The organism is Stenotrophomonas sp. 05L44_2, from assembly GCF_056665995.1.
Genome location: NZ_JBFTNR010000400.1, coordinates 1 through 3,903, shown reverse-complemented (window position 1 = coordinate 3,903; position 3,903 = coordinate 1). Strand labels below are relative to the sequence as shown.

The following is a 3,903-nucleotide window of genomic DNA, read 5'->3' as shown; positions in this document are numbered from 1 at the left end:
CTTGGACATCGGAGCAATCTCGGTCACGCGGACGACATCGCCTTCCTTGCAGGCGTTGTCGGCATCGTGGGCGTGCAGCTTCGTCGAGCGCTTGATGTACTTGCCGTACAGTGCGTGCTTGACCTGACGCTCGACCAGGACGGTAACCGTCTTGTCCATCTTGTTGCTGACGACACGGCCTTCGACCGTGCGCAGCGCTTTGTTTTCAGTATTGTCGCTCATAGCGGCCATCCTTACTTCGTGCTGCCGAGCAGGGTCTTGACGCGAGCAATTTCGCGACGCACCCGGCGGATGTCGTGTGTCTTCGGCAGCTGGCCGGTGACCTGCTGCATACGGACAGAGAACTGTTCCTTACGCAGGTCGATCAGGTGGGCCTTGAGGTCGTCAGCCGACTTTTCACGGAGAGTTTTGATATCCATCAGCGCACCGTCCGGGTCACGAAAGTGGTGGTGACCGAGAGCTTGGCAGCGGCCAGGCGGAACGCCTCGCGTGCCACTTCCTCGGTAACACCCTCGATTTCATAGATCATGCGGCCGGGCTGGATCTGGGCCACCCAGTATTCCACGTTGCCCTTACCCGAACCCATTCGAACTTCGATGGGCTTCTTGGTGATGGGCTTGTCGGGGAACACTCGGATCCACATCTTGCCGCCGCGCTTCACGTAGCGGCTGATCGAACGGCGAGCCGCTTCGATCTGACGCGCGGTCAGCTGACCGTGGGCGGTTGCCTTCAGGCCGTACTCGCCAAAGCTGACAGCGTTTGCGCTCCAGCTGAGGCCTTCGTTACGGCCCTTGTGCACCTTGCGGTACTTGGTTCGCTTGGGTTGCAACATTGTCGTTACCTCGCTTCACGAGCCGGGCGCTGACGGTCACCGCGGTCGCCGCGATCATGACGATCGTTGCGCGACGGGGTGTCGTCCTGCTTTTCCTGGCCAACCTGGGAGAAATCGAAGACCTCGCCCTTGTAGATCCAGACCTTGATGCCGATGATGCCGTAGGTCGTCTTGGCTTCAGCGAAGCCATAGTCGATGTCGGCACGCAGGGTGTGCAGCGGCACGCGGCCTTCGCGGTACCACTCCGAACGGGCGATTTCTGCACCGTTGAGGCGGCCACCGACGTTGACCTTGATGCCCAGGGCACCCAGGCGCATCGCGTTGCCGACCGAGCGCTTCATKGCGCGGCGGAACATGATGCGACGCTCCAGCTGCTGCGCGATCGATTCGGCAACCAGCTGTGCGTCCAGCTCGGGCTTGCGCACTTCGGTGACGTTGATGTGCGCCGGGACGCCCATCATCTCGCTCACTTCCTTGCGCAGCTTCTCGATGTCCTCACCGCGCTTGCCGATCACCACGCCCGGACGGGCGGTGTGGATCGTCACGCGAGCGGTCTTTGCCGGACGCTCGATCAGGATCTTGCTGATGCCGGCCTGCGCCAGCTTCTTGCGCAGCATTTCGCGCACTTTCAGGTCGGCTGCCAGGTAACCAGCGAACTCGGCCTTGTTGGCGTACCACTTGGAGTTCCAGTCCTTGGAAATRCCGAGGCGGATACCAATCGGATGAACTTTATGACCCATGGTCTTTTCCTTATCCGCTTACTTGGCGGCGCCCACAACCACAGTGATGTGGCTGGTGCGCTTGAGGATGCGGGTACCGCGGCCTTTCGCCCGCGCCATGAAACGCTTCAGGGTCGGACCTTCATCTACCATGATGGTCTGAACCTTCAGCTCGTCGACGTCGGCGCCCTGGTTGTTCTCGGCATTTGCAATAGCCGACTCCACCACCTTCTTGATCAGGTGGGCAGCCTTCTTGTCCGAGAACTTCAGCAGGTTGACGGCACGCTCGGCCGGCAGACCGCGCACCTGGTCAGCGACCAGACGTGCCTTCTGCGGGGAGATGCGCGCGGTGCGCAGGATGGCTTTCGCTTCCATTGTCATCTCTCCTTACTTGCCCGACTTCTTGTCACCACCGTGACCCTTGAAGGTCCGGGTGATGGCAAATTCGCCGAGCTTGTGGCCGACCATGTTCTCGTTGACGAGAACCGGGATGTGGTTCTTGCCGTTATGCACGGCAATGGTGACGCCTACCATGTCAGGCAGGATCATCGAACGACGCGACCAGGTCTTGATCGGACGCTTGCTACCCGCAGCGGCAGCCACCTTAGCAACCAGGTGGTGATCGACAAACGGGCCCTTCTTGAGTGAACGTGCCATGGTCGATTAGCCCCTACGATCGCGGACGATGAACTGCTGAGTGCGCTTGTTATGGCGCGTCTTGTAACCCTTGGTCGGAACACCCCACGGGGTGACCGGATGCGGGTTACCCTGGCCGGCCTTCGCCTCACCACCACCGTGYGGGTGGTCAACCGGGTTCATGGCAGCACCACGAACGGTYGGGCGRACGCCRCGCCAGCGYTTGGCACCGGCCTTGCCCAGCTTTTCCAGGCTGTGCTCGTCGTTGCCGACTTCGCCGATGGTCGCGCAGCACTCAACCGGAACCTTGCGCATCTCACCCGAGCGCAGGCGCAGGGTGGCGTAGATGCCTTCACGAGCAACCAGCTGCACGGCAGCACCTGCAGCGCGAGCGATCTGAGCGCCCTTGCCCGGCTTCAGCTCGATGCAGTGGATGGTGGTACCGACCGGGATGTTGCGCAGCGGCAGGGTGTTGCCCGCCTTGATCGGAGCATCCGAACCAGCGATCACCTGATCGCCAGCCTTCAGACCCTTCGGGGCGATGATGTAGCGACGCTCGCCGTCGACGTAGCACAGCAGGGCGATGTGCGCGGTGCGGTTCGGATCGTATTCGATGCGTTCCACGCGCGCCGGGATGCCCAGCTTGTTGCGCTTGAAGTCAATCAGGCGGTAGTGCTGCTTGTGGCCACCACCGACGTGACGCACGGTGATGCGGCCGTGGTGGTTACGACCACCGGAACGGCTCTGCGACTCGACCAGCGGAGCGTGCGGAGCGCCCTTGTGCAGGTCGGGAGTAACCACGCGCACGGCCGAACGGCGACCGGGAGAAGTGGGCTTGAATTTCATCAATGGCATGGGATGTACCTCAGGCCTTGGCCGTTACATCGATCGACTGGCCGTCGGCCAGGCGAACGTACGCCTTGCGCCAATCGCCGCGGCGGCCAGCGCGGTTACGGAAGGACTTGTTCTTGCCCTTGACGTTGACCACGTTGACTGCTTCGACCTTGACGTCGAACAGCTGCTCAACCGCGGCCTTTACATCGGCCTTGGTGGCTTCGTTCGAAATTTCGAAGACGTACTGATTGGAGAGTTCCTGCAGGCGCGCGGTCTTTTCGGAGACACGCGGGGCGAGCAGCACGCTGAAGATTTTTTCGTTGCTGTTCATGCCAGCCACTCCTCGACCTTCTTGACCGCGTCAGCGGTGATGACGACCGTGTCGGCACCGACCAGCGACACCGGATCCAGGCCCTGGACGTCACGCACTTCCACGTAGGGAATGTTGCGAGCCGACAGGTACAGGTGCTCGGAGGCTTCTTCAGTGACGATCAGCGGGCGCTTGCCCACTTCCAGGCCGGCCAGCTTGGCGATCAGAGCCTTCGTGTTGGTCGCTTCGACATCGAAGGACTCCACGATGGTCAGACGGCCCTGACGGTTCAGCTCGGACAGGATCGCGCACATGGCGGCACGGTACTGCTTACGATTGACCTTCTGCTCGAAGCTGCGCGGCTTTGCCGCGAAGGTGACACCGCCGCCGACGAAGATCGGAGCCGTCAGTGCGCCATGACGCGCGCCGCCGCCCTTCTGCTTCTTCGACTTCTTGGTGGTACCTGCCACTTCGGAGCGAGTCTTCTGCGCCTTGGTGCCGGCGCGACCGGCGTTGCGGTAAGCAACGACAACCTGGTGAACCAGATCTTCGCTGAAATCGCGACCGAACAC

9 protein-coding genes are annotated in these 3,903 nt (G+C 61.7%); all 9 read right to left on the bottom strand.

Going from position 1 to position 3,903, the window contains the following annotated elements:
• Positions 1-222: 30S ribosomal protein S17 (gene rpsQ, locus AC1VAN_RS14375; RefSeq protein WP_480986043.1), on the bottom strand; the 222-nt coding region annotated here is incomplete at its 3' end.
• Between the two features lie 11 nt (positions 223-233).
• The gene (rpmC, locus tag AC1VAN_RS14370; RefSeq protein ID WP_025879306.1) at positions 234-419 is read right to left on the bottom strand and encodes a 50S ribosomal protein L29; all 186 of its coding nucleotides are present in this window, start codon (positions 417-419) and stop codon (positions 234-236) included.
• Positions 419-832, bottom strand: coding sequence for a 50S ribosomal protein L16 (gene rplP, locus AC1VAN_RS14365; protein WP_025879305.1), 414 nt, complete (start codon positions 830-832; stop codon positions 419-421). Before rplP ends, rpmC begins: the two co-directional genes overlap by 1 nt.
• A 5-nt stretch (positions 833-837) precedes the next feature.
• Positions 838-1,572, bottom strand: coding sequence for a 30S ribosomal protein S3 (rpsC, locus tag AC1VAN_RS14360; protein ID WP_004145350.1), 735 nt, complete (start codon positions 1,570-1,572; stop codon positions 838-840).
• Positions 1,573-1,590: 18 nt separating this feature from the next.
• Positions 1,591-1,926 carry a 50S ribosomal protein L22 gene (gene rplV, locus AC1VAN_RS14355; protein WP_004145348.1) on the bottom strand — a complete coding sequence of 112 codons (336 nt, stop codon included), beginning with the start codon at positions 1,924-1,926 and terminating at the stop codon, positions 1,591-1,593.
• 12 nt (positions 1,927-1,938) lie between these two features.
• Positions 1,939-2,208 carry a 30S ribosomal protein S19 gene (rpsS, locus tag AC1VAN_RS14350; RefSeq protein WP_004145340.1) on the bottom strand — a complete coding sequence of 90 codons (270 nt, stop codon included), beginning with the start codon at positions 2,206-2,208 and terminating at the stop codon, positions 1,939-1,941.
• A 6-nt stretch (positions 2,209-2,214) separates the two neighbouring features.
• Positions 2,215-3,042 (bottom strand): 50S ribosomal protein L2, encoded by an 828-nt coding sequence (gene rplB, locus AC1VAN_RS14345; protein WP_025879304.1) that lies wholly within the window; start codon positions 3,040-3,042, stop codon positions 2,215-2,217.
• A gap of 10 nt (positions 3,043-3,052) precedes the next feature.
• A complete protein-coding gene (gene rplW, locus AC1VAN_RS14340) occupies positions 3,053-3,352 on the bottom strand; it encodes a 50S ribosomal protein L23 (protein ID WP_025879303.1) in 300 nt (99 codons plus the stop codon).
• On the bottom strand, positions 3,349-3,903 hold a 555-nt coding region (gene rplD / locus AC1VAN_RS14335), incomplete at its 5' end, for a 50S ribosomal protein L4 (RefSeq protein ID WP_480986042.1). The genes rplW and rplD, both read right to left, overlap by 4 nt.

Excerpts from the sequence above, each read along its gene's own strand:
- rpmC (WP_025879306.1), bottom strand. The coding sequence starts at position 419 with ATGGATATCAAAACTCTCCGTGAAAAGTCGGCTGACGACCTCAAGGCC.
- rplP (WP_025879305.1), bottom strand. The coding sequence starts at position 832 with ATGTTGCAACCCAAGCGAACCAAGTACCGCAAGGTGCACAAGGGCCGT.
- rplV (WP_004145348.1), bottom strand. The coding sequence starts at position 1,926 with ATGGAAGCGAAAGCCATCCTGCGCACCGCGCGCATCTCCCCGCAGAAG.
- rpsS (WP_004145340.1), bottom strand. The coding sequence starts at position 2,208 with ATGGCACGTTCACTCAAGAAGGGCCCGTTTGTCGATCACCACCTGGTT.
- rplW (WP_025879303.1), bottom strand. The coding sequence starts at position 3,352 with ATGAACAGCAACGAAAAAATCTTCAGCGTGCTGCTCGCCCCGCGTGTC.